This is a genomic window from Pseudomonas sp. S3(2024), from assembly GCF_036861315.1.
Classification (GTDB): Bacteria; Pseudomonadota; Gammaproteobacteria; order Pseudomonadales; family Pseudomonadaceae; genus Aquipseudomonas; species Aquipseudomonas putida_A.
Window position 1 is genome coordinate 266,211 of record NZ_JAZAQQ010000005.1, and the last position, 20,356, is coordinate 286,566.

At 58.0% G+C, this 20,356-nt stretch carries 17 protein-coding genes and 1 pseudogene; 10 read left to right on the plus strand and 8 right to left on the minus strand.

Going from position 1 to position 20,356, the window contains the following annotated elements:
* Nucleotides 1–2 precede the first annotated feature (2 nt).
* From VLA07_RS15370 to VLA07_RS15385, 4 genes and pseudogenes are all read left to right on the plus strand, one after another.
* Complete coding sequence (locus VLA07_RS15370) at nucleotides 3–302, plus strand: DUF3349 domain-containing protein (RefSeq protein ID WP_103367665.1); 300 nt, start codon at nucleotides 3–5, stop codon at nucleotides 300–302.
* 181 nt (nucleotides 303–483) lie between these two features.
* Nucleotides 484–3,730: pseudogene (locus VLA07_RS15375) on the plus strand (RHS repeat-associated core domain-containing protein); the annotation flags it as partial.
* Nucleotides 3,727–4,074, plus strand: a complete 348-nt coding sequence (locus tag VLA07_RS15380) for a hypothetical protein (protein ID WP_333989609.1) — start codon at nucleotides 3,727–3,729, stop codon at nucleotides 4,072–4,074. The pseudogene VLA07_RS15375 and the gene VLA07_RS15380, both read left to right, overlap by 4 nt.
* 67 nt (nucleotides 4,075–4,141) lie before the next feature.
* A complete protein-coding gene (locus VLA07_RS15385) occupies nucleotides 4,142–5,341 on the plus strand; it encodes a hypothetical protein (RefSeq protein ID WP_333989610.1) in 1,200 nt (399 codons plus the stop codon).
* 50 nt (nucleotides 5,342–5,391) lie between these two features.
* Here VLA07_RS15385 and VLA07_RS15390 read toward each other — a convergent pair whose 3' ends face one another.
* A complete protein-coding gene (locus VLA07_RS15390) occupies nucleotides 5,392–6,366 on the minus strand; it encodes a tetratricopeptide repeat protein (RefSeq protein WP_333989611.1) in 975 nt (324 codons plus the stop codon).
* A 286-nt stretch (nucleotides 6,367–6,652) separates the two neighbouring features.
* On the opposite strand from VLA07_RS15390, the gene VLA07_RS15395 reads away from it, so the two are divergent.
* Complete coding sequence (locus tag VLA07_RS15395; RefSeq protein WP_103367660.1) at nucleotides 6,653–7,459, plus strand: glycosyltransferase family 2 protein; 807 nt, start codon at nucleotides 6,653–6,655, stop codon at nucleotides 7,457–7,459.
* A 329-nt stretch (nucleotides 7,460–7,788) separates the two neighbouring features.
* On the opposite strand, the gene VLA07_RS15400 is transcribed toward VLA07_RS15395, so the two are convergent.
* From VLA07_RS15400 to VLA07_RS15430, 7 genes are all read right to left on the minus strand, one after another.
* Complete coding sequence (locus VLA07_RS15400; RefSeq protein WP_247268863.1) at nucleotides 7,789–8,373, minus strand: hypothetical protein; 585 nt, start codon at nucleotides 8,371–8,373, stop codon at nucleotides 7,789–7,791.
* 85 nt (nucleotides 8,374–8,458) lie between these two features.
* Nucleotides 8,459–8,641, minus strand: coding sequence for a hypothetical protein (locus VLA07_RS15405; RefSeq protein ID WP_247268864.1), 183 nt, complete (start codon nucleotides 8,639–8,641; stop codon nucleotides 8,459–8,461).
* An 11-nt stretch (nucleotides 8,642–8,652) separates the two neighbouring features.
* Nucleotides 8,653–8,895, minus strand: coding sequence for a hypothetical protein (locus VLA07_RS15410; protein WP_333989612.1), 243 nt, complete (start codon nucleotides 8,893–8,895; stop codon nucleotides 8,653–8,655).
* 151 nt (nucleotides 8,896–9,046) lie between these two features.
* Nucleotides 9,047–10,117 (minus strand): lipocalin-like domain-containing protein, encoded by a 1,071-nt coding sequence (locus VLA07_RS15415; RefSeq protein ID WP_333989613.1) that lies wholly within the window; start codon nucleotides 10,115–10,117, stop codon nucleotides 9,047–9,049.
* Entirely contained in the window at nucleotides 10,107–12,578 is a 2,472-nt protein-coding gene (locus tag VLA07_RS15420; protein ID WP_333989614.1) for an ABC transporter permease, read from the minus strand. Before VLA07_RS15420 ends, VLA07_RS15415 begins: the two co-directional genes overlap by 11 nt.
* Nucleotides 12,575–13,228 carry an ABC transporter ATP-binding protein gene (locus tag VLA07_RS15425; RefSeq protein ID WP_096796218.1) on the minus strand — a complete coding sequence of 218 codons (654 nt, stop codon included), beginning with the start codon at nucleotides 13,226–13,228 and terminating at the stop codon, nucleotides 12,575–12,577. Before VLA07_RS15425 ends, VLA07_RS15420 begins: the two co-directional genes overlap by 4 nt.
* Nucleotides 13,229–13,423: 195 nt before the next feature.
* On the minus strand, nucleotides 13,424–15,121 hold the full coding sequence (locus VLA07_RS15430; protein WP_096796217.1) for a sulfatase-like hydrolase/transferase: 1,698 nt from the start codon (nucleotides 15,119–15,121) through the stop codon (nucleotides 13,424–13,426).
* A 389-nt stretch (nucleotides 15,122–15,510) separates the two neighbouring features.
* Between VLA07_RS15430 and VLA07_RS15435 the strand changes: the two genes are divergently transcribed.
* Genes VLA07_RS15435 through VLA07_RS15455 form a run of 5 tightly spaced genes read left to right on the plus strand, consistent with a single transcriptional unit; the run spans nucleotide 15,511 to nucleotide 20,356 of the window.
* The gene (locus VLA07_RS15435) at nucleotides 15,511–16,863 is read left to right on the plus strand and encodes a UDP-glucose dehydrogenase family protein (protein WP_096796216.1); all 1,353 of its coding nucleotides are present in this window, start codon (nucleotides 15,511–15,513) and stop codon (nucleotides 16,861–16,863) included.
* Nucleotides 16,860–17,897 carry an NAD-dependent epimerase gene (locus VLA07_RS15440; RefSeq protein ID WP_097088761.1) on the plus strand — a complete coding sequence of 346 codons (1,038 nt, stop codon included), beginning with the start codon at nucleotides 16,860–16,862 and terminating at the stop codon, nucleotides 17,895–17,897. The genes VLA07_RS15435 and VLA07_RS15440 overlap by 4 nt, the downstream gene beginning before the upstream one ends.
* Nucleotides 17,898–17,915: 18 nt before the next feature.
* A complete protein-coding gene (locus VLA07_RS15445) occupies nucleotides 17,916–18,662 on the plus strand; it encodes a sugar transferase (RefSeq protein ID WP_096796214.1) in 747 nt (248 codons plus the stop codon).
* Nucleotides 18,662–19,309 carry a CpsD/CapB family tyrosine-protein kinase gene (locus tag VLA07_RS15450; protein ID WP_007961335.1) on the plus strand — a complete coding sequence of 216 codons (648 nt, stop codon included), beginning with the start codon at nucleotides 18,662–18,664 and terminating at the stop codon, nucleotides 19,307–19,309. Before VLA07_RS15445 ends, VLA07_RS15450 begins: the two co-directional genes overlap by 1 nt.
* 21 nt (nucleotides 19,310–19,330) lie before the next feature.
* Nucleotides 19,331–20,356 (plus strand): polysaccharide biosynthesis/export family protein, encoded by a 1,026-nt coding sequence (locus tag VLA07_RS15455; protein ID WP_333989615.1) that lies wholly within the window; start codon nucleotides 19,331–19,333, stop codon nucleotides 20,354–20,356.

Genomic DNA, 20,356 nt, shown 5'->3' on the forward strand with positions numbered 1-20,356 from the left:
AGGTGAAGACAAAAAGTGATTTAGATGAGTCCTTATTAGATGCTTTTCACATGTTGAAACAGGCTTACCCAGAAGGTATATCCGCCCCAGACTACTTTCCTGTACTGACTCTTCTTTATGAGTATTTTTCTGATAGAAATCTAGCCTCCTTGATTTCAGAAATTAACAAGACCGATTCAGACTTAGTCATAAACGACATCTACGCATCTGTCAGCACACAGAAACCCAGTGAACAAGCAGTAGACTCTGTCAGAAAAAAATTAGAACCATTCAATTTTCACTCCATCTGTGTAGATGATTAAGAAATAAGAGAACTGACAGGTATATTTTATATACCCATGATGATAAAACTAACCTCTTGTCTCTTTTTCGCTCCTCAGCGCCACAGACACGCAAACAAAAGAGAACCGAGCTTAGGTGACAGTTTTTTCTTACAAGAATAAATCTGTCACTTTTCTGGTTCTGGCCCCAGACGGCAAAAATTCATCCGTCTACCATTTCCGCTTCAACAGCAAAGGCGCCACCCTGATCGCCATCAGCGACAGCTATGGCAATCGGCTGCACGTCACGCGCGATATCCACGGTCGGATCAAGCGCCTCGATAACGGTGCCGGTCGCGCCCTGCTGCTGCGTTACGACCGCAAACACATTATCGCTGTGGACTATCAACAGTTCCTGCCAGCGGACAACCTGGAAGATGCCTGGAACACCGTTCAAACGCTGGTGACGTACAGCTATGACGCACAGCACCGTCTGATCGAAGCGAAGAACGCGGCCGGCGAAGCCGAGCGCTATCGCTACAACGATCAGCACGTGATTCTGGAGCGGCAACTGGCAGGCGGCGCGACCTTCTTGGGAGTGGGAGAACGAAGGCAAACTGTCTCGTTGCATCCGTCACTGGGCCAACTTCTCGCAGATGGAAGCGCATTACGCCTGGGACGATAAAGGCAGCGTAACGGTAACCAACGCCGATGGCAGCGAAGAGGTCTACACCCACGACGACCAGGCGCGACTGATCAGCAAGGTCGACCCGGACGGCGCCGAACACCTCAAGGCCTATAACGACAAAGGTCAGTTGATCGCGGAAAAAGATCCGTTAGGGGCCGTCACCGAATACCGGTACGACGACAACGGACTGATGACTGCCGTCATCCCGCCGGAAGACGAAGCCACCACGTATGAATACATCAATGGCTTCGTCAGCGATGTTCATCGCGGCAAAGCCAGCTGGAAGTACCAACGTAACCGTCAGGGCGACATCACCCAGCAAATCGACCCGGACGGCAATGCCACGCTATACAGCTACGATGCCCAGGGTCGCCTGCTGGAGATCCGCCACCCCGATGGCAGCCGCCATCAACTCGGTTGGAACAACCTCGGGCAGTTACTGGAAGAACGCCTGCCGGACGGCGGTCAACGCAAGTATCGCTACGACGCACTGGGTCGGCAGATTACCCGCCAGGAAGAATCCGGCGCCATCACCCAATACCAATGGGATGCGGCCAACCGCCTGGCACAAGTCACGCTGCCGGGCGGTGCAACACGTGCCTTCACCTACAACGCCTATGGCAACGTCACCGCCGAACGCGACGAACTCGGTCGCGTCACGCGATATGAGTATGCGGACAACCTGCACCTGGTCAGCCGCCGCATCAATCCGGACGGCAGCCAGCTGCGCTACCGCTACGACAACTCGCGTCTGTTGCTCACCGAAATAGAGAACGAGCGCGGCGAACATTACCAACTCGATTACTACTCGAACGGCCTGATCCAGCAGGAAACCGGCTTCGACGGTCGTCGTACCGCCTACGAATACGACCTCAACGGCCAGTTGCTGAAGAAAACCGAGTTCGGTGATGACGGCAGCGAACTCGTTACCGAGTATCAACGCGATGCCGCTGGCCGTCTGCTGGTAAAAACCCTCGCCGATGGCGAAGAGATTCATTACAGCTACGACGCTCTCGGCCGCCTGGTAAACGTCGACGACGGTCACTGGCCGCTCGCCTACAAGTACGACCTGCAAGACCGCCTCGTCGAGGAACACCAGGGCTGGGGCACCACGCGTTACGAATACGACAGCGTTGGCCAACTGAGTCACTGCCGTCTCCCTGACGGCAGCACACTCGACTACCGTCACCTGTCCGGCGGACGCCTGAGCAGCATCGACCTCAACGGCTCACGCCTGACCAGCCACCAGTTCAGCGCCGGTCGCGAACAACAGCGCCAGCAAGGCCTGTTGCTCAGCCAATACCAATACGACGAACAAGGCCGCCTGCAAGCACACACCGTCGGCCAGCGTGATAAAAACCTGTTCCAGCGGCGCTACAACTACGACGCCAACGGCAATCTCGCCGGCATTGACGACAGCCGCAAAGGCAATCGCAGCTACCATTACGACCCGCTCGATCGCTTGGTCAGCGTACGCGGCACGACACCGGAAAGCTTCGCCCACGACCCGGCGGGCAACCTGCTCGGTCAGAACAACGAAGGCACGGCCAACCTCGCCAACGTCAAAGGCAACCGCTTGCTGATGCAGGGCGACCGTCATTACGACTATGACGCCTATGGCAACCTGATCCGCGAACGCCGTGGCGCCGGCCAGAAACTCGTTACCGAATACAGATACGACTGCCAGCACCGTCTCATCGGCGTCAGCCTGCCGGGCGGCAGCACCGCGTCCTACAAATACGACGCCTTCGGTCGACGCATTGAGAAAACCGTCGACGGCCACACTACCGAGTTCCTCTGGCAAGGCGAACGATTGGTTGCTGAAAGCGCCGACAACCGCTACCGCAGCTACATCTACGAACCCGGCAGCTTCCGTCCATTGGCGATGCTCGATGGCGAAGGCCCGCGCAAAGCCACGCCGTTTTACTACCAACTCGACCACCTCGGCACACCGCAGGAACTCACCGACTACAGTGGCGAGATCATGTGGTCGGCCAAGTACCGCGCCTACGGTAACCTCGCGGCGCTGGACGTCAGCGAGATCGATAATCCGCTGCGCTTCCAAGGTCAGTATTTCGATGCCGAGACGGGGTTACATTACAACCGTCACCGCTACTACAATCCGGGCACTGGACGGTTTTTGACGCCGGATCCGATCAAGCTTGCTGGGGGGTTGAATAACTACCAGTATGTGCCTAACCCTACCGGATGGGTGGATCCGCTGGGGCTGAACGGGTGTCCAGGTAGTAACGGAGGGACATCAACTGAAGATGTTAATAACCCTACTAAAAAAGCCGCAGTTAACGACGGAGAACCCAATGCGCCAACAATGTCTCGTGCTGAACGACAAGCTAGGATTCATGAGCTGACAGAGGCAATAGCTTATAAAGAACTAAAATCAATGGAAGATCTTTCGCCAAGATATCACTTCCTTGAAAAACACGGTGCGCAAACTACCACTCAGTCGCAGATGGAACGTGCTGCTACTGGAAAAAACCCGACCACCGGCGTAGTAGAAACATATCCAAACGGTAAGACAATCACTCCAAACTCAACAAGATACACCAGTCACAAAGCGCAGCTGACAGCTATAAAACGTGCAATGCGAATATATAAAAATACTGGAAACAAGGCATTGGCTGAGCGTCCCATGAGCATGGGCGGCATAATCGGAGAGGGATACAAAAAGGGCGGAACAAAGTACAAACAACAAACTAAAGCCGTTACAATTCTGGACACTAACGGCCTACCAAAAACATCACTCCCAAAGTATGAAAAATGAAACTTGAACCCAGCCTCGACATACTACCTTCACTGTTATTTCCTATTGACGTAAACAGCGAGCAAGATGACACCACAGCAACATTTATAGCGAACATAGACACAAACAGTGAAGAAGAACTAGTCAAACTATTTGACGCGCTCATTGAGCCAGAATTCAAATGCCGTATAGCGAGTGAACAGCAGTGGTATGTCGACACACTCACCTTTTATCTAAATAAAAATGAAAAATTTAACCGAGTATTCTCGGATATCACCACATATCTTGCTGAGGAACCAGCTGATAAGCGCCAATTCATGTCAGTTCTTCTAAACTGCCTAAAAAAATACAAAGAAAAAAATTGACGAAAAAACTGGGAGTGTTGTTATAAATGGCGTTCGCCCAATTTTTCCAAAAACGCCTATACAAATAATGCTGCTGAATGGTGCAACATGCACTCTAGCGACCAAAGGAGACAAGACCAAAGGGATAGATTTATTTTCCGGCTTGCACCTTTTCCTAGCCCAGTTTTTTCAGAAAATAAATCCGTGCCCTTTTTCCCACCGCCATTACAGCAATCGGATTACACACTCAAAGGACTGTCCCCTTGAAACACCTGACTCGCCTTCTAACCTTCTTCTCGCGCTTACCTTCTCACTCAGCGCTACCGCATTATCCCTTCGCTCCGAACAACGCCCGGACGGAACGACGGCCCTGCTACTCACCAATGACCCAGCGCCGGACAGAGCGCCAAAGCTCAACAAGGATCCAGCCATTCGTTCGGCGTTAGTTGATTTCTTTGGTTACCAAACGGGTAGCTACACCAACGACAAAACGATGATCGTGCAACAAGTCCTGGATGCGCTCGATTCGGAAATGTCCATGTTTGAACAGGGTGTGCCTGCCGGCAGAAAAATGATCACCGCCATGGATGACGGCAACAACGGGTTCGACCGCGGGGCTTTGTTGCTGGACGACAAAGGACAATTGATCGCTGTCGGCTTGGTGAATGGTCATTGCACGGTGAAGTCTCGTGACGAGGCTTTGACCTGTAATGATGCGCCGGACACGGTGCTGACGATCTTCCAGCCGCAAGGCGCGAAAAAAGCTGACGCAGAGCCTTTGATTGGCTGGAGCAAGCAGCTGCCGCCGCTGTTGGCCATGTGGGCGGAAAGCGATAATCCTGAGCGACGAGCCGCAGCGCAAAAAATTGCGACCATTGAATACGCTGCCACTAACCCGAGTCAGGGTGCCTGGACGGTGGGTCAGTTACCTTCCGATTTCCCTGAAGCAATGCTGGCGATGCTGCCGCAACGGGCGCATCTGATCGGTGCGGGTGCTCACGGCGTATTCACCACGCCGGGGATGGAGGGTTCACCCATTGAGGGTGATTGGGACAAGATTGCCGGACGTCCTCAGCATGAGTTCGAGGTCATTCTTCGTACCTTTACTGATTATGCAGATGTCATCGATTTCTATCAGCAGCATGCGAAGGATGCCGAAATCAGCGGTAATCAACGAAAAGCGCTGGTCGAGGGTTACATCGGTGGTGGTACTTACAAAATCGAAATACGAAATAAAGAGGACGAAGGAACGGTGATCACCTTATCAGCCTGGAATCAAGAGATCTGATTCATTCAATCAGAAAGAGGCGACTTCAATCGCCTCTTTCTAGTTGTATCTCAGAGCTTTTCCAATTCTTCCTTCGCTCCAGGCGCATAGCGACCCACTGCCTTGAGCATCCAGAACTCTGCCTTGGATCGGCTCTTGGGCAGTCCACCTCGCCCTTGCGCATACATCTTTCCTAATGCCAACTGAGCGTTGCCAAAGTCTGCATCCGCTGACTGGCGATAAAGTTTCGCAGCTTCGCGTTCATTGCGTTCAGTTCCATGCCCCTGCTCCAGCATCTGTGCCAATTCATATTGCGAGTACTGGTTACCTTGCAAAGCCGATTTGCGATACCACGCGACAGCGAGCTTTTCATCCTTTTCTACACCGCGCCCGGTGGCCAGCATCTCGGCGAAATTATTTTGACCAGATGCGTCTCCTGCCTCAGCAGCCTTACGAAACCAATTTGCTGCGGTTACGTCGCTCTGTGGAACTTCGTCACCCTCTTCGTAGATGTGAGCCAGCAACATATAGGCCATGACGTAGCCGCCCTCGGCCGACTGGTTGTAGTACGCCAACGCTTTGTCCATATCCTTGAGATTTTTGATTGATCGGCCGCCGCGATGGTAGATCTGCGCCAGACTGAACTGAGCTTTGGCGTTACCCTGCTCCGCCGCTTTCAGATCCCAATAAACACCTGCATCTTCACCCTCAACACTTCGATCCCAACTAAGCTCCTCAGCAAGTCCGACTTGCGCCTCGGCATTACCTTGTTCTGCTGCCTTGCGAAACCACTCTTCCGGCATGCCCGGCGACCACTGCTCTACCACCCCGCAAAGGTTCTCCTGAATGGCTTTGCCAAACTGCGTCTGCGCTTCGAGATCACCTGCAACTGCTCGCTCATGCAGATGTTCCGAATTCGGTGCGCACTTGCCTGCCTTCATCCCGTCGTAGAGCTCACGCGGTTCTTGTGCCCACGTATTACAGGCGATGAACATCGAAAAAAAAGCAGTACCTACTGCACCGATAGTTTTGAAACTGTTGCTCATTTGATACTTCCTTGTGGCTTAAAAAATCCAGGCAAAAAGCGTTGCGCGTCGCCGGGGGCATTGATGACGCCATCAATGGTGGCGAAAGCAATACGTCCGGTTTTCCTGAAGCGTTAAAGCGGCGCGCAGTTTAACGTGTGGACCGGATTCCGTGGGTGAGATGTCGTGTCTCGAAACACCTCGCCTCACTTCCTGAACGTCAAATTAAGCTTCAACTAAGCTTGCGTCGCTAGCATCCCGGCCCGAGAGACACCTGTCGCCGATCAACCGCGGATGAGCTTACCGAATGAGCCAGTTTGATTTACCAGCCGTTACGCAGCCGAATTTCAGTCTTGTATTGGTGAATTACAAAACCCCGGACATCACCCGGATGTGCCTGGAGTTATTGCGTCAGCACGTTCAGGCTCAGCGCATTCCGGTTTGGGTGGTGGACAATGATTCGGCGGATGCCAGTCTGGATTACTTGCGTTCGCTGGACTGGATCAATCTGATCGAACGTCCCTCCCCCGGCAAAGAAGCGGGACATATTGCGCATGGCAAGGCGCTGGATCTGGCGCTGGAAAAAGTTGAAACCGACTATCTGTTTCTGCTGCACACCGACACCTTTGTCTACGACAAGGAAGTCTTTGCGATGATGCTGCGTGAGTGTACAAAGTCTGCGGACATCGCCGCAGTCGGGTGTGTCGAGCAAATCAATCGAGGGATTCTGAGAGACACCTGGCGACTAACTTCGCGGTTTTGCAAACACTATATTCGCCGGGCGAAAACTGCGTTGGGTTTGCGCAGTAAAGAGCCGAAACCTTATCGGGAAACTCATCTCAAGAGTTTCTGCACTTTGTGGAACGCCAAGTTGATGAAGTCCCATGGACTGCACTTTTGCATGGATGACCGAGTGCCCGGTTATACCCTGCAGGATCGAATGGTCGGTCTGGGCTATGGCATCAAGCTGCTGTCACCACGCAAGATTTTCCGCTATCTGGATCACATCCAGGCAGGAACCGTCGCCGCCGCTGGCACGTACGGCAAAAACCACCGCCGCACCAAGATGTATGAAGCCACCCTCAAACGCTTTGCGGGGCAGGCATCGGCATAATTGCGAACACAAAAAAGGGCGACTGCAAAGTCGCCCTTTTTTTATCTGAAATTGTATACATCCGCTCCGAAGAGGTGTTCGCCCAGTGTAATGGCCTGGCAATCCATGCACCGGTAAAGAGCCCTGACACTGGGCGAACGGGAAGGATTTTAATAGAAGTTGGCAGATATGTCGTCATACACAAAGGTAAATTTTATGTACGAAAAAGTTAATAGATATTTATCGACGAAATCCTTCCGTGAAACTTTCAAAGCACGGCTCAGCTCATTTCAGATGATTGTTCTCATACAATAATTTGTACAAGAACAATCATCTTGTAGAGTTAATACTCAGCTTTCATGCTGACTGGTCACTTTTAATACATCGGTATAAGTGACAACTACGCTCTGCCCGACTTTCAGATCTTTCAGCTTGGCCTGAATTTCAGGCTTTTTGACATCGAGGATTTTCGACTTACCTTGAGGGTTTTCCAGGGTCACCTGATTATTCTTCAAATCAATTTTGGTGATTTTCAGTTGCACCTGAATCTGGCGATAAGCCTCCCCGCCCGGGTTTTCAGTGCCCGGAGCGTTGCGCAGCTCGCCGCTGCGCTCGACGGTGCCAGGCAGACCTTTATCCACATCGGTATCGAGGTAAGCCGCCACCGAGCGTTGCACTTCGAGTTTTACCAGGTCGCCGACCTTGAGGTTGGCGAGGTTTTTCGCCTTGTCGCTGAGCTGAACGTGAACCTGACGACCTTCGGCGCCTTCCAGCACCACCTGATGGTTGGCCGCATCGACGGCCAGCACTTTGGTGGTGACCTGATCGGCCTCGACGGTAGCAGAAAGCGGAATATCGGCCGCCATGGCGCCGAAGCTGGTGGCGGACAGGACGGTTGCGAGGGTGATGGCCTTGGCCAGAGCGTGGAGCTTCATAAGCGGTACTTTCCCTGTAATGAATGGCAGCAACCGGCGCCAACGTGTGTTTGGCGCCGAATGTGCCACTGAGCATAGACGCTGTTCAGGGCTTGGCTTTCGTTTCTGCCGCGGCGGTCTCCTGCGCGGTGGACTCGCCACTGGCGGTGCCCCTGCCGCTGTCCTCGCGCTGTTTGGGGTCGGTCGGGCGCAGGGCGTCGTTGTCGCGCTCGGTTTCTCCCGGTGGCCGGGGTTCGTCGGGGTGTTCGCTGGGGGATACGGGTTTCATGGTGGTTCTCCTCAGGCGTCAGGGTCATCCAGTTCATTGGTAACGTTCACGGCAGGCGAATCCTTGTGCAGGTCATCGGCCTTGGCGCGCAGGATCTGCCACTGCTCCAGATCGATCGCGCCTTGGCCGAGCAGGTCGTCGGCGATGCGTTGCAGGTCGAAGTAGTGAGCGTCGGGGGATTGCTGCCAGTAGGTCTGATCGTCGAACAGGCGCTGCCAGGTGGTGAGGTCTGGGGGTTGCTGGTCGTCGCTCATGGGCGGGCTCCTCGCCGGGGTCTCGGAAATAGGCCGGGATTGATCGGTAGAGGGTGGTAGACGGGGCGGAGTTCCGGGCAATTGCTCTGTGGGTGACTGTACCGGCGCCTTCGCGGGCAAGCCCGCTCCCACAGGGGTTTGTGTACGAAACTCAGTACCCGGTCATCTCCAGATAGCCGCGCCCGCCATGGCTGCCGCTGATCCGCACCGGCCCTTCCCAGTAAGGGATGCGCAGGTTCATCCAGGCGTCGGGATTGAGTGCGTCGAGGCTGATGTCGAGGTGTTTGTCGGGAATGCTGATCGACCAGCGCACCGGCATCTGGCGGCCGACAACTTTTGCGGTGTCCTTGGGTGTGAGTCTGATCTGCGCGCCGTGCAGGGTTTCGGTCTGGCCGTCGGCGTTGATCCAGGTGCCGGTCAGATACGGCGCGCCGTCGGTTTGCCGGGTGCGAAACAGCATCAGCGACTCATCACTGTCCAGGTGCAGGGAAAACCAGTCCCAGCCGGTCTGATTGGCTGCCAGCGGCTGACTGCTCCATTCACGATCCAGCCACGCCGGGCCGCTGACGGTGTAGGTCTGGCCGTCGATTTGCAGGGTGCCGCTGGCCTGAAAAAACGGCTGACTGTAGTAGTACGAAGCCTGACCCTGTTCGGATTTTCGGCTGAAACCGTTGTCACCTTGCAACACCAGTGGACGACTGGAGGTGAGGTGCAATTGATAGCTGAAAGCTTTTTCGCTGGCACTGAGTTGCAGATCGGTCAGCGGATCCTGCGCCTGACTGGCGAAGCGCCAATCATCGATCCACGCCTCGAACGGCGCGACGTTCACCCCGGCCTGCCCCACTCCGCCTCGGGCATAGCGCTCGGCGGCATGATGCACGGTGGCCGAAGTCACCGCAGCATGCCCGAGCCAGATCGTCTGATTGCCCCAGCCCGGCTGCTCTGCCGCAGGCTTTAAAGCGCTGCGAAACAGCGTCCATTGCACGCCGAAATCGTGGCCCTGCTGATCCTTGAGATTGGCGGTGACATACCACCACTCGATACGAAAACCATCATGCGCGCCATGATCCGCCGGGAAGCTGAACACTCGCCCTGGCACCACGGCGGTGAACTGCGCAGCCTGATCGCCGAGCCCGGCAAAGCCCTTCTGCTCAGGCACAGGCTGATCGCAACCGGCCAACAGCAGCAGCGCGAACAGCAGCGCAACCCGGTTAATCCTCATGAGCAAACGTCCTCAGCAGATCCGCCGGTTGTGTGCGGTACAACGAATACAGCGGCCACGCCGAGGCCAACAGCGTCGCCAGCAACGCCAGCCCGAGCAAATGCAGCAGTTGCAGCGGAAAAATCCGCAACGGCAGACGCCAGCCGAATGCCTGCACATTGATTACCGCGTCCAGACACCACGCCAACGCGATCCCCAACGGCAACGCCAGCACCAGCGTCAACACCGCCAGCAGCCACGTCTGGCCAAGGTTGAGCAGCATCAACTGGCGGCGCGTCACGCCCAAGGTCCACAGCGGCGCCAATTGCCCGAGGCGGCTCTGGCTCTGGGTCAGCAGGCTGATGAACAGCGCCACACCGGCCACCGCCAGGGTCAGGCTGTTGAGCGCGGCGGTGGCGGCGAAAGTGCGTTCGAAAACCTGCACCGACCACCCCTTGAGCCGCGCCTGATCGACGATGCGGCTGTCATCGAGCTGAAAGCGCGTTTGCAGTGCGCGCAAAAACGGCGGGATGTCGGGCGGCGCGATGCGCAAGTTGAAACGGTTCGGTGTCAGTGACGGCCACAGCCGCAGCAGATGACTGCTGTTGACCAGCACGTGCCCCTTGGGATTGCCGTAGTCGGCGTAGATCCCGACGATCCGCGGTGACCACGCCCCGCCCGGTGTCGGCACGTTCAAATGATTCCCCGCCCGCACCTTCAGCCGTCGTGCCAGTTGTTCGCTGAGCATCACTGAATCGTCGTTCGCCAGATGCGCCCACGGATCTCCGGCAATCGCCTCGAGCAACGGCCAGTGCTGGCGATAATAAGGATGATCGATCACCCCGAAGACATCCGCCGGCCAGCCTTGCAGGGTGACCGCGACTTGCCAGTTGGGCAGCACCGCGCTGACGTTCGGCTGTTGCTTGAGCCAGGTGTACATCTCGCGCGATTGCGCCGGATTGACCGGGTTGAGGTACAGCTCGGCACTGAGGCGTTGTTCGAGCCAGTCGTCGAAGGTCTGGCGAAAACCGGCGGTCATGCTGCCGGCGCCGATGTTGGCCGACAGCGCCAGCAGCAACGCCATTAGCGCCAGACTGAGTGCCGGCAGTTGCTGGCGGCAATCGGCGAGAAACCACTGACCGAGCACCGAACGACTGCGCCCGAGCAAAGGAGTAAGCACTGCGCTGAGCACCACCGGCAACGCCAGCGCAGCGCCGAGCAGCAACCCGGCCATCAACACAAAACCACTGCTCAGACTGTCGCCCCAGACCAGCGCCAGCAGCGCGATCAAGCCCAGCACCGCCGCCAGCCAACCCTGACGGCGCAACCAGCGCGCATGTTGCTGATGCCAGGCCTGCGGATCCGCCACCGCCAACAGCGGCAAACGTGCCGCACGCAGCAGACTGTTGGCACCGGCCAGCAACGCGCCGAACAGGCTCAAACCGATTCCGCTGAACCACCACCACGGACTCAGGCGCAACTGCCCCGCCACTTCCGCGCCGTACAGACCGCGCAGGCTGGCGGCGACGTCCGGCAGCAATACGCTCGCCAGCCAGTAACCGCTGATGACCCCGAACACGCCGCCAACCAGCGCCAGCACACCCAGTTCGACGATCAGACAGCCGATCAACATCCGCGCACTGACCCCGCAGGCTCGCAACGTGCGCAGCAGGCCACGACGCTGCTCCAGCGCCAGACCGATGGCCGCGTGCACGATGAACAGCCCGACCAGAAACGAGAGAAAGCCCAAGGCATCCAGGTTGAGGTGAAAGCTCTCGGTCAGGCGCGAAAGATTGTTTTCCTCGGCGCTGCTTTTGAGCTGCAGCCGACCGTTGAACGCGGCCGGCAGCTCGGCGTGAAAATCCTTGGGCAGTAACAAGCGCGACAGTTGCCCGGGCTGTTCGAGCACGGTTTGCGCGACGCCGATGTCCACCAGCAACACGCCAGGCGCCATGTCCTTTTGCGCGTGCAGCGGCGGCAGCGTCTGGCCGCTGGCGGTTTGCGGCGTGGCGCCTTCGGTCAGGCCCGAGGCGTGCAGGGTTTCCGGGGAAATCCAGGTGCTGCCTGGCGGTGAGAAGAACGCGACGATGCGCTCGATCGGCATCGCCTGCCCGGCCACCGCAGCGTCCGTCGGCAGCGACACCGGCTCGATGCCCATCAGTTGCAGGCGCTGATCCGGGTGATCCTTGAGCATCAGCCGGCCTTGCAGCAACGGCGACACCGGCCAGCCTGCGCGGCGCAGATCGATGAACCACTGCTGGGTGAACGTCGCACCGCTCGGTGTGGCCAGACTGGCCTGGGGTTCACCGCCGATCATCTGACTGGCCCGGGCGTAACTGTCGCGGGCCTGACTGTTCAGTGCCTCGACCCCGGTCAGCAGACTGGTCGCCAGCCACAACCCGGTCAGCACACTGAAAAACTGCACCGGATGCCGCCGCCAGTGGCTGAGCAACGCACGCAGGGTTTGCCAGAATACGTTCACGTCAGACGGCCGCTGGACAACACCACCCGCTGCGCCAGTCGCGCCGCCACGCGTGGGCTGTGCGTGACCATCAACAGCGTGGTCGGCGTGTCATCCAGCAACTCGAGCAACAGGCGCAGCACTTCATCACTGGTGGCTTCGTCGAGGCTGCCGGTGGGTTCGTCGGCGAGCAGCAATTTCGGCCGTGAGGCCAAGGCCCGGGCCAGCGCCACCCGCTGCTGCTGACCGCCGGAAAGTTGTTCGGGATAACGCTTGAGCAAATCGCCCAACCCCAGACGCTGCACCAGATGCGCCTGCCAGCGCGGTTCATGGCGCCCGGCCAGACGCGCCTGAAACGCCAGATTATCCTCGACCCGCAGACTGCCGATCAGGTTGAACTGCTGGAACACCAGACCGATTTCAGTGCGACGCCAGTCGGCCAGCTGCGCTTCGTTCATCTGCTCCAGCCGATGCTCGCCGCTGTGGATGCTGCCGCGATCAACCTTGTCGAGGCCGGCAATCAGGTGCAGCAAGGTGCTTTTGCCGCTGCCGGATTCGCCCATCAGCGCCAGACTGCTGCCGGCTTCGAGCGTCAGGTCGACGCCTTGCAGCACCGGGAGCGGGCCTTGGGGAGTGAGGTAACTTTTGAACACGCCTTGAACCTGAAGCATGCCGCCATCCGTTGGGTCAATGTGGGGCAAGGATAGCGGATAGCGGCCTGATTGGATCAGTGGTGTTCGTACTGGTCTCATCGCTGGCAAGCCAGCTCCCACAGGGATTGAGGTTGTCCACAAATACTGAGTACACCCTAAAACACTGTTGGAGCTGGCTTGCCAGCGATGAGGCCAGTGAAACCGGCACAAATCTCACTCCCCGGTCGCCACACTCGTCGCCGCCGCACCCGGTGTGACGATGGTCTTCAGATCAATGTGCTTCCACTCGGGCTTGGCCCCCAGCCGCGCATTGAAGCGGTAGTTGAAGGTGAAGTCGTCCGCCGTCGGCAGCGTCAACGGTTTGCCGTACAGCGCCTCGACTCCCGCTAGGTCATAACCCATCAACTGCAGCAGCGTCGGAAAAATGTTGTAGTGGCTGGAGCGGTCCTTGTTCGCCGGCAACGCTTGCGCCCAGTCCGGGCCGTGCAGCTGATCGCCCTGAATCACCACCAGCGGCACCAGCCCTTCTTCCTCCACCGGATCGCCGCCGCAGTGGGTATTGAGCCCGGGGTTGCCACGTTCATGCAGGTCCTGACCGTGATCGGAGGTGTAGATCAGCAGTGCATTGTGCAAATTGGCCTGGGCAAACACCCGGGCGAAGAACTCGCCGACGTTCCACAGCACGGTGTTCTTGTAGGCGTTGCGGTACAGCACCCAGTCATCCGGCTGGCCGTTGAAACCGTCGCGTTTGCCGGTGTCGGCCACTTCAGTGAATTGCCCGCGCGGCAAGGTCGGACGGTAGGCCATGAAGGCGTCGGGGTATTTGTCGTGCACCGGGAAATGCGCGCCGACCTTGTTGATCACCACCAGCTCCGGTTGATCATCGTTGAGCAATTCGATCAGCTTGGCGGCGGCAGCCATGTCGCGGTCACGCACGCTGGTCTGGTCAAACTGGACGAATTCATCGATGTCTTTTTTCTCGGTGTCGGTCATCAGGTTCTGCAGATTGCCGGCAGTGCGCTGAGCGTCGATGTACACCGTGCGCAACCCGGCCTTTTTCGCGTACTGCCAGATCGACGGCAGCGTGCTGTTGATGCGCATGTAATCGTCGCGGGTGCCGCCGTAGCGCAACGTGACGTTGGTGTCGGCGCTGCAATTGGCGATGGATGCGGCGTAGCCGTAGTTGAAAATGTCGACGCCCGGATGCGCCTGATTCAGGTTGCTGTGCACTCCGAACGGCGCATTGATGTCCAGATAATTGCCGGAGATGCTTTCATCGATGATCAGCACGATGTCGTGATTGACCGCCACTGCGTTGCGCGCCAGCGTCACCGGCTCGCGCGGGCCGACCGTGTTGTGCAGCGCTTCATAAGCGAACAGGTTCAGATAGGCCAGCGGCGTGTACATGATCGGCAAACCGCGCGCGCCCTCGCCCGCCCGCAGGAACAACACCGCGCTCAACAGCAGCACACCACACACCGGCGCCGCCACACGCAACGCGTTGGGCACCACCAGTGCATGGCGCGGTTTCAGACCGATGCCGAACAGCAACAGCAGACCACTGAGCGCGCCATGAATGATCGCGTCGCGATACTGGTAGGCGGCCTCCTGAATGAAGCCGCCGGAGTACACCAGCGAGACAAAACTGCTGTAGGTCAGGTAATCCGCGGTGACCCGGGTATAGACATCGAAAAACACCGCCGAGACAAACAGTGTTATTGCGAATAAGTGGCGAATGAGAGCCTGACGAATATAAGCCGTTAGATATAACGCTAAAGTAAGCGCCAAAAACATCGCGCCAAAAAGAAGTACAGCAAAAGCGACGCCGATAGCATTTAACCGATCAACGTAATATTCGGAATAAAGCAGCAAATAAACAATTAAAAGTACTTCTTTGGCATATCTGAACATGGCGATACCGCTCGTGCAAAACGGCAGGGAGTCAAAGGTTTGTCGGTCAGAACCTGACACTAGCACCCAGCCATCAAAGCGCAAGAATTGACTGTTTTCTTTAGAAAGCGTCAAAAAACCGGTGACTCAAATCTGACACACACCAAACGCTAGAAGCCTTTAAATTAAAGACTTACAACCGTTTATCGCTTATTTTAAATCTGAACAAATCTGCAAAAAAACAACAAATCCAATCGCAGCAATGACTTGATGGCCAATCGCCAAAAAGCGCTCAAGTGTTATACAGGTGCAACATGTCATTTTGCTGACACGCTTTCCAAACCCTGCGCTATACCCCTTTTACAGTCTTCTTCCGAACTTCTTCTTTTCGCTCTATCGAGGGTGCGCAGATGGACGTGAGCGTATTTGGCACCGGCTATGTCGGATTAATTCAAGCCGCCGCACTTGCAGATGTAGGGCATCGGGTTTTATGTGTCGATATTGACCCCAACAAGATCAAGCAACTGCAACAAGCTGTGCCACCTATTAGTGAGCCTGGTCTTTCCAGCACCCTCGAAGAAAACATCAAGGCCGGCCGCTTGCTCTTTAGCACTCAGGCCAGCGACGCGGTGGAGCATGCCGAGCTGATTTTCATCGCCGTGGGCACGCCGGCCGATGAAGACGGTTCCGCCGACCTGACCCATGTGCTGAACGTGGCTCGGGAGATCGCCTCGCACATGGAGGCCGATCGCACCCTGATCATCAAGTCCACGGTGCCGGTCGGCACGGCCGACCAGGTCGCCGCCAAGGCCAGCGAAGAGTTGCTCCGTCGCGGCAAAAGTGCCCTCAAGGTCCGCGTGGTGTCCAATCCCGAATTCCTCAAGGAAGGCAGCGCCCTCGCCGATTGCATGCGCCCGGACCGGATCATCGTCGGCACCCGCGATGACGAAGCCCGCGAACAGATGAGCGAGCTGTACGCGCCGTTCTGCCGTAACCACGAAAAACTGATGTTCATGGACAACCGCAGCGCCGAACTGACCAAGTACGCGGCCAACGCCATGCTCGCCACGCGCATCAGCTTCATGAACGAACTGGCCAACCTCACCGAACTGCTCGGCGCCGACATCGAAGCGGTGCGCAAAGGCATCGGCTCCGACCCGCGCATCGGCTACCACTTCATTTACCCCGGTTGCGGCTTCGGCGGTTCATGCTTCCCCAAGGATCTGCGCGCCCTGCTGCACACCGCCGAACACAACGGCATGCCGCTGAAATTGCTGCGCAGCGTCACCGACGTCAACGACAGCCAGCGGCACATCCTCTTCGGCAAACTCAAGGCGCAGTTTCCGCAGGGTCTGGCCGGCAAGTCGATTGCGATTTGGGGCCTGGCGTTCAAACCCAATACCGATGACATGCGCGAAGCCCCCAGCCGCTACCTGATGGACGCGCTGTGGGCCGAAGGCGCCAGCGTGCAGGCCTACGATCCGGAAGCCATGTCCGAATGCCGGCGCCTGTACGGCTATCGCAACGACCTGCACCTGTGCGCCACCCGGGACGACACCCTGGAAGATGCCGATGCGCTGGTGATCTGCACCGAGTGGAAGAATTTTCGCGTAGTGGATTTCGAGCTGCTGGCGAGCAAGCTGCGCTCGAAAGTGATTGTCGACGGTCGCAACCTCTACAACCCGGAACACGTGGCCGCCGCCGGTCTGCATTACAGCGGCATCGGCCTGCGCCACATTGCTCCGGAAGGACTGCGCCCATGAAAATCCTGGTCACCGGCGCAGCCGGCTTCATTGGCGCCCATTGCGTGTTGCGGCTGATGCGCGACGGGCATGCGGTGGTCGGCCTGGATAACTTCAACGGCTATTACGACCCGCAACTGAAACACGATCGGGTGCAATGGGTGCGCGATCAGGTCGGGCATTTCCCGCTGGCGCGGATCGATCTGGCCGATGCCGCCGCGATTGAAGCGCTGTTTGTCCGCGAGCAACCGCAAGTGGTGATCCACCTCGCGGCGCAGGCCGGGGTGCGCTACTCGCTGGAAAATCCGAAGGCCTACCTCGACAGTAACCTCTGCGGTTTCCTGAATATTCTCGAAGGCTGCCGCCACCATCCGGTGGAGCACTTGATCTACGCCTCGTCGAGCTCGGTGTATGGCGCCAACCAGCACACGCCGTATTCGGTGCATGACGGGGTGAATCACCCGCTGTCGCTGTACGCCGCGACCAAAAAAGCCAACGAGCTGATGGCCCACAGTTACAGCCATCTGTTCGGCATTCCCAGCACCGGTCTGCGCTTTTTCACCGTGTACGGGCCATGGGGTCGGCCCGACATGTCGCCGATCCAGTTCGCTCGGGCGATCACCGAAGGCACACCGCTGAAGCTGTTCAACTACGGCGAGCACCAGCGCGATTTCACTTATATAGACGACATCGTCGAAAGCATCGCGCGCCTCACCGACCATCCGCCGCACAGCCACCCGGAGTGGGATCGCGAACACCCCGACGCGGGCAGCAGCATGGCGCCGTGGTGTCTGTTCAACATCGGCGGCCACCACCCGGTGGAGCTGAAAACCTATCTGGCACTGATGGAAAAACACCTCGGCCAGAAAGCCATTGTCGAGCTTTTGCCCCTGCAACCGGGCGATGTGCTCAACACCTGTGCCGAGACCGATGATCTGGCCCAGGCCACCGGGTTCCAGCCCCGGATCGAGCTGGATGAAGGACTGGGGCGTTTCATCGCCTGGTTTCGCGACTACTACCCCACTGCCTATCGCCCACGCGCCGCTCGCGGCTGAACATCAGCGGAGGACCCCATGACTGGACATGAACAAGGTGTACCGATCAATCAGATGCGCCGCGACAAGCGCATGGATCCCGAGCACCGAATGCGCCTCGATAGCGCGATCCACCGGCAGGGCCGTGGCTGGCTGACCGGCCGCGACGGCGGCCGGCCATGGACGCTGTCACGCACCAACCGGGTGCTGGCCTGCTTCGGTGCGCTGCTGATTCTGGTGGTGTTTTCGCCGCTGCTGCTGGGCCTGGCGCTGGCCATCAAATTCACCAGCCCGGGCCCGGTGATGTTCGTGCAGAAACGCACCGGTTATCGCGGCCGCACTTTCGGCATGTACAAGTTCCGCACCATGGTCTGCAACGCCGAAGAACTCAAGGAATCGCTGCGCCACCTCAACAAGCATGGGGTCGACGCCATCGACTTCAAGATCGACAAGGATCCACGCATCACCGGCATCGGCGGTTTCCTGCGGCGTACCAGCCTCGATGAACTGCCCAACCTGTTCAACGTGGTCAGCGGTGACATGCGCCTGGTCGGCCCGCGGCCGACTTCGTTCAACGCCTACCGCTACAAGGACAACCACCTTGCGCGCCTGAGCATCTACCCCGGCATGACCGGCCTGTGGCAGATCTCCGGGCGCAGCAACATTGACTTCGACCAGCGCGTTGAGTTGGACCTCAGCTATATCGCCGAGCAAAGCCTTTTGCTTGATCTGAAGATCTTGTTGAAAACCCCCTTCAAAGTATTCAGCGGCCACGGAGCAAGCTAATGGACGGTTCAACCAACAAAAGCCTGAGCATTGCCAACCCCAGCGAATCGAACCTGATTTCGACCGTGCTGGATCTGGATCTGCGGATCCTGTTCCTGACCGCCGCCAACCCCGGCGCAGGCACCACCACCAGTGCCCTCGCATTGGCCAGCCAACTGGCGCAGATGAGCAGCGGCCAGGTGTTGCTGGTCGATGCCAGCCAGTCGGCAGGCAACCTCACGCAGCAATTGAACCTGGGCAAGGAGCGCGGCCTGCGCGACCTGCTGTTCAACCCGGACAACCCGCCGCTGTTGCAGGACTGCGTGGTGCAGGTGTCGAGCCTGCCGTTTCATGTGCTGCCCAATGGCCGGCCGATCCGCACCCTGGAGCACCTGACCGCCGAGCGCCTGAGCCCGCTGCTCGACCGCTTGGGCACGCAGTATCGCTTCGTGGTGATCGACGGCGACGCGGTGTATTCCGCCGCCGACACGCTGGTGCTCGCCACTCAGGTCGATGGCGTGGTGTTTGTGGTGCGCGCCGAAGACACCCGCTGGGAAGTCGCCCAGGCCGCCGTGCAACGCCTGACCCAGGCCGGCGCGAAGGTGGTCGGCAGCGTGTTCAACCGGCGCAAGTACTACATGCCCAAGTGGCTCTACAAAAACCTGTAAGCAAACGCGAGGGATGACGCCATGAACGCCAAGATACTGGTTCTGCTGATGCTGCCGCTTGCGGGCTGCTCGAGCAATTCCGAAACCCAGAACATGCCGGTGAACATTCTCACCGCCACCCCGGCCAACGCCCAGGCCACCGATATGCCCAAGGTCGAACAGACCCTGCGCCCGCAAGACGTGCTGGATGTGATCTTCCACATCAGCACCAGCGGTTCGGACGCCTACCGCGTGCAGTCGGGTGACCAGATCGGCCTGAACTTCACCGCTGCTAGCCAGCTCAACGGCAACCAGTTGGTGCTGCCTGACGGCACCATCAACCTGCCAGGCGCCAACACCTCGGTGAAAATCGCCGGCCTGACCGCCGACGAGGCGCGCGATGAAATCCAGCGTGCCTACCAGCGCAAACAACTGTTCCAGCCCAACCGTAATCAGCTGACGGTGCAGGTCATCAGCCCGCTGACCAATGAGCAGAACCTGAAAAGCGCGCTGAATCACCCGGCCACCGGCATGAGCCGCGAGATCACCGTGGGCAATGACGGTTATGCGAGTTTTCCGGAAATCGGCGCGGTGCCGCTGCAAGGCATGACCATCAACCAACTGGAAACCTTCCTCAACCAGAAATACGCGCAATTGCCCGGGCGGATGAGCGTCGATGTGATGCTCAAGTCCACCGCCGGCAACGAGATCTATGTGCTCGGCGAAGTCGGCCAACCGGGTTCCTACCCGATCCGCCGTCCAGTGTCGGTGCTTGAAGCGCTGACCCTTGCGCGCGGCACCAATGTGAAGGCGCGCCTCGACTCGGTGGTGATCATGCGCCGCAATGGCAACCAGGTGCAGGCCGTGCACTACGACGTGGAAAAAGCTCTCTCGGGCGACGCGTCGCAGATCGCCTACCTGCAACCGGACGACATGCTGTTCGTACCGAAAACCAAACTGGCCAGCGCCGGTGAACTCGCCAGGCAACTGGCCGACGTGGTGCTGTTCCAGGGCGTGGGCTTCAGCTTCGGCTACCGCGTCGACAACAAAGGCAGTAACAACAACTGA

What these genes read in the sequence shown, in the direction of transcription:
- VLA07_RS15380 (WP_333989609.1), top strand. Translation starts at nt 3,727, where the DNA reads ATGAAACTTGAACCCAGCCTCGACATACTACCTTCACTGTTATTTCCT.
- VLA07_RS15385 (WP_333989610.1), top strand. Translation starts at nt 4,142, where the DNA reads ATGCTGCTGAATGGTGCAACATGCACTCTAGCGACCAAAGGAGACAAG.
- VLA07_RS15390 (WP_333989611.1), bottom strand. Translation starts at nt 6,366, where the DNA reads ATGAGCAACAGTTTCAAAACTATCGGTGCAGTAGGTACTGCTTTTTTT.
- VLA07_RS15395 (WP_103367660.1), top strand. Translation starts at nt 6,653, where the DNA reads ATGAGCCAGTTTGATTTACCAGCCGTTACGCAGCCGAATTTCAGTCTT.
- VLA07_RS15400 (WP_247268863.1), bottom strand. Translation starts at nt 8,373, where the DNA reads ATGAAGCTCCACGCTCTGGCCAAGGCCATCACCCTCGCAACCGTCCTG.
- VLA07_RS15405 (WP_247268864.1), bottom strand. Translation starts at nt 8,641, where the DNA reads ATGAAACCCGTATCCCCCAGCGAACACCCCGACGAACCCCGGCCACCG.
- VLA07_RS15410 (WP_333989612.1), bottom strand. Translation starts at nt 8,895, where the DNA reads ATGAGCGACGACCAGCAACCCCCAGACCTCACCACCTGGCAGCGCCTG.
- VLA07_RS15415 (WP_333989613.1), bottom strand. Translation starts at nt 10,117, where the DNA reads ATGAGGATTAACCGGGTTGCGCTGCTGTTCGCGCTGCTGCTGTTGGCC.
- VLA07_RS15425 (WP_096796218.1), bottom strand. Translation starts at nt 13,228, where the DNA reads ATGCTTCAGGTTCAAGGCGTGTTCAAAAGTTACCTCACTCCCCAAGGC.
- VLA07_RS15430 (WP_096796217.1), bottom strand. Translation starts at nt 15,121, where the DNA reads ATGTTCAGATATGCCAAAGAAGTACTTTTAATTGTTTATTTGCTGCTT.
- VLA07_RS15435 (WP_096796216.1), top strand. Translation starts at nt 15,511, where the DNA reads ATGGACGTGAGCGTATTTGGCACCGGCTATGTCGGATTAATTCAAGCC.
- VLA07_RS15440 (WP_097088761.1), top strand. Translation starts at nt 16,860, where the DNA reads ATGAAAATCCTGGTCACCGGCGCAGCCGGCTTCATTGGCGCCCATTGC.
- VLA07_RS15445 (WP_096796214.1), top strand. Translation starts at nt 17,916, where the DNA reads ATGACTGGACATGAACAAGGTGTACCGATCAATCAGATGCGCCGCGAC.
- VLA07_RS15450 (WP_007961335.1), top strand. Translation starts at nt 18,662, where the DNA reads ATGGACGGTTCAACCAACAAAAGCCTGAGCATTGCCAACCCCAGCGAA.
- VLA07_RS15455 (WP_333989615.1), top strand. Translation starts at nt 19,331, where the DNA reads ATGAACGCCAAGATACTGGTTCTGCTGATGCTGCCGCTTGCGGGCTGC.